Genomic DNA, 3,239 nt, shown 5'->3' on the forward strand with positions numbered 1-3,239 from the left:
TGCCGGCAGCCAGCCGCCCGCGAAGGCCCCGGCCACGCCGAGCACGCCGTACACCGTGGCGGCCGCCACGCCGAACTGCCGGCTGGGCGTGACGCCGGGGAAGTAGGCGCCGCCCAGGTCGCCCGACAGCAGCGACAGCGCCAGTGCCGCCATCGCCGTGCCCAGCGCCAGGCCGATGGCGCTGCCGGCCAGGCCGATCAGCGCCGATTCGGCCAGCACCCAGACCAGCCGCTCGCGCGCCGAGAGGCCCAGCACGCCCAGCAGCGCCAGCTGCGGCAGCCGACGCGCCACCGACAGCGAGAGGATGGAGAACACCAGGAAGGCGCCGGTGAACAGCGCCACCAGCGCCAGCACGGTGAGGTTGACGCGGTAGGCGCGCGAGACGTTGGACACGCGCTGCGCCGATTCGTCGGGCGCCGCGGCGCGCACGCCGGTGGGCAGTTGCAGCTCGCGCAGCAGCGCCTCGCGGTCGGTGCCGGGCACCAGGCGCACGTCGATGCGGCTGACGCGCCCCAGCCAGCCGAAGGCGGCCTGCACGCCGGCCAGGTCGACCACGGCCAGCGGCGGCCCATCGGCAATCACGCTGCCCAGGATGCTGAACTCCGCCGCGCCGCCGCCGGCGCGCAGCCGGACCGTCTGGCCCTCGCCGAGCTTCTGCGCAGCCGCGGCATTGACGAAGATCGCGCCGGGGTCGACGATGGCCAGCCGGTCGCTGCCTTCGGCGGGGCGCGGCATCAGGGCGGGCGTCAGCGCGGCGGCGGCCAGGGCATCGAGGCCAACCACGCGCAGCGCCACGTCGCGGCCGTCGGCGCCGAGCGCCTGCGTGTCGACCTCGATCACCGCGCTGGCCAGCGCCACGCCGGGGTGCGCGGCCACGCGGGCGAACAGCGCCTCGTCGAAGCCTTCGCGCTGCGCGCGCAACTCGAAGTCGGGCTGGCCGTTGACCTGGCGTACCGCGGCGCTGAATTCGCCGAGCGCCGATTCGTTGATCAGGTGCACCGAGAAGGCCAGCGCCACGCCGAGCGCCACGGCCAGGATCGCCACCGCGTGGCGCAGCGGCTGGTGCAGCCACTGGCGCCAGGACACCTGGCGCAGCAGAGCGGGCAGGGCAGAGGGTGGGTTCGTCGTCGGTGCGGCGGCGTTCACCGCGCCGATTGTGGCGTGCGTGCCGAGAGCAGACGCTTGACGGTGTCCACCAGCACCATCGGGCTGAAGGGTTTCACCAGGTACTCATTGGCGCCGGCGCGGGCGCCGGCCTCGCGGTCGCTGGCCTGGGCGCGGGCGGTGAGCATCACGATCGGCAGCATCGCGTGGGCCGGGTCGGCGCGCAGGGCAGCGCAGACCTGGTAGCCGTCGAGCGCGCCGGGCATCATCACGTCGAGCAGCAGCAGGTCGGGCCGCAGTGCGCGAACGGCATCGAGGCCGAGCTGGCCGGTGGCGGCCTCGAAGACCTCGATGCCAGGCTCTTCGTCGAGCGACCAGCGGATGAGTCGGCGGATGTCGGCCTGGTCTTCGACGACGAGGATGCGGGGCATGGGCGACGGCGAGAAGAGTCTCGACGCCTTATCGGCCGCCGCCGCGCCGACTTGAGCCGGCCTCAGGCGGGCACGGCGTAGTCGCGCTCGGTCAGCAGATCCACGCCGCAGGGCAGCTGCTCGATCCAGGCGATGAACTCCTGCACCGCCGCGCCCTTCATCGGCGCACCGTGCTGCGGCACGATCATGTCGATCGGCAGCCGCCGCACCATCTGCGCCCACATCTTCAGGATCTTGTTCGACACCATGTAGCGGCGGTGGAAGGCTTCCATGTGCTGCACGTGGCCGGCCAGCGAGGTGACCGGCTTCTTCGCCGCTTCGCCGGTGACGAGCGAGGCGCCCAGGTCGCCGGAGAAGAGGATGCGGCTGGTCACGTCGTAGAACTGGAAGTTGCCTTCCGAGTGCATGAAGTGCGCCGGCAGCGCGATCAGCTCGCTGCGGCCGACGGTGATGCGCAGGCCGGCGTCGGGGATGCCGATCACGCGCCCGGTGGTCTTGCCCGGCTTGCAGAAGTGCGGGATGAAGCGCTCCCAGATGCGCGAGATGTAGATCTTGGCGCTCGGCGTGGTGGTGGTCCAGCGGTCGAGCGAGGCGATGATGTCGGGGTCGGCGTGCGAGGCGAAGATCGCCGAGAGCTGCTGCGGCGGAAAGAAGCGCGTCATCGCCAGGTAGAGCTCGCCGTAGGCGACGTTGCCGCCCGGGTCGATGATGGCCCCGGTGTCGCCGTCGACGATCAGGAACTGGTTGGACTGCACCACGTCGCCGGCCTCGTCGCACAGGTCGGTGAACATCAGGCACTGGTGGCCCTTCTGGTTGAACAGCTCGATCGGCATGGCGCGGCTCCGAAAGACGGAAGGCGCGCAGTGTCGAGGGCGGACGGCCGGCGCATCTTGACCCGCCTCAAGAAGTCGGGGCTCTGCGCCGCGATCAGGCGGCGAACAAGCCGTTGCTGCGCAACTCCATCACACGATCGGCCCGCGCGGCGGCGGCGTGCGAGTGCGTCACCAGCAGGCAGGCGGTGCCATGTGCGCGCGCCTGCCGCACGAGCGTGTCCATCACCCGCTCGGCGTTGCCGGCATCGAGGTTGCCTGTCGGCTCGTCGGCCAGCAGCAACTTTGGCGCATGCACCAGAGCCCGGGCGATGGCCACGCGCTGCAGCTGGCCGCCGGACAACGTCTGCGGAAGCCGCGGCCCGAAGCCGGCCAGGCCGACCTCTTCGAGCGCACGGGCCACGCGCTCGTCGTCGGCGCGGTGCAGCAGCAGCAGCGGCAGCGCGACGTTCTGTGCCACCGTCAGGTGCGGCAGCACGTGGAAGGCCTGGAAGACGAAGCCGAGGTCACGCCGGCGCAGCATCGCCTGCTCCGGCTCGCTCATCGTCGTGACCTCGCGGCCGTCGAGTCGCACGCTGCCGGCGTCGAGCGTGTCGAGTCCGGCGATGCAGTTGAGCAGTGTCGACTTGCCCACGCCCGACTCGCCGAGCACGGCGACGAACTCGCCGGGCTTCAGCTCGAGGTCGACGTTGGCGAAGACCGGGGTGGTGCCGTAGCGCTTGGCCAGGCCCTTCAACTGCAGCATCGGGTCAGCCCTCCATCAGGGTGTCGGCGTGGCGCTTCGCGCGCTCGACCGCGAGGGCTGTCACGCCGGCTTCGTCGCAGGCCAGCACCTCGCGCTGCGCCATGCCGCGCAGCCAGGTGAGTTGCCGCT

4 protein-coding genes are annotated in these 3,239 nt (G+C 71.8%); all 4 read right to left on the reverse strand.

Annotated features, from left to right (window positions below; translation table 11 throughout):
- Positions 1-1,146, reverse strand: a 1,146-nt coding sequence (locus AB7U92_RS24525; protein ID WP_428583054.1) for an ABC transporter permease, incomplete at its 3' end; no start/stop codon positions are given.
- On the reverse strand, positions 1,143-1,535 hold the full coding sequence (locus AB7U92_RS24530; RefSeq protein WP_428583056.1) for a response regulator transcription factor: 393 nt from the start codon (positions 1,533-1,535) through the stop codon (positions 1,143-1,145). The genes AB7U92_RS24525 and AB7U92_RS24530, both read right to left, overlap by 4 nt.
- 62 nt (positions 1,536-1,597) lie before the next feature.
- On the reverse strand, positions 1,598-2,368 hold the full coding sequence (locus AB7U92_RS24535; protein WP_428583058.1) for an MBL fold metallo-hydrolase: 771 nt from the start codon (positions 2,366-2,368) through the stop codon (positions 1,598-1,600).
- Between the two features lie 94 nt (positions 2,369-2,462).
- Complete coding sequence (locus AB7U92_RS24540; RefSeq protein ID WP_428583060.1) at positions 2,463-3,110, reverse strand: ABC transporter ATP-binding protein; 648 nt, start codon at positions 3,108-3,110, stop codon at positions 2,463-2,465.
- Between the last annotated feature and the right edge of the window lie 129 nt (positions 3,111-3,239).

This window comes from Piscinibacter sp. (assembly GCF_050175855.1).
In the GTDB taxonomy this organism is placed as follows: Bacteria; Pseudomonadota; Gammaproteobacteria; order Burkholderiales; family Burkholderiaceae_C; genus Piscinibacter.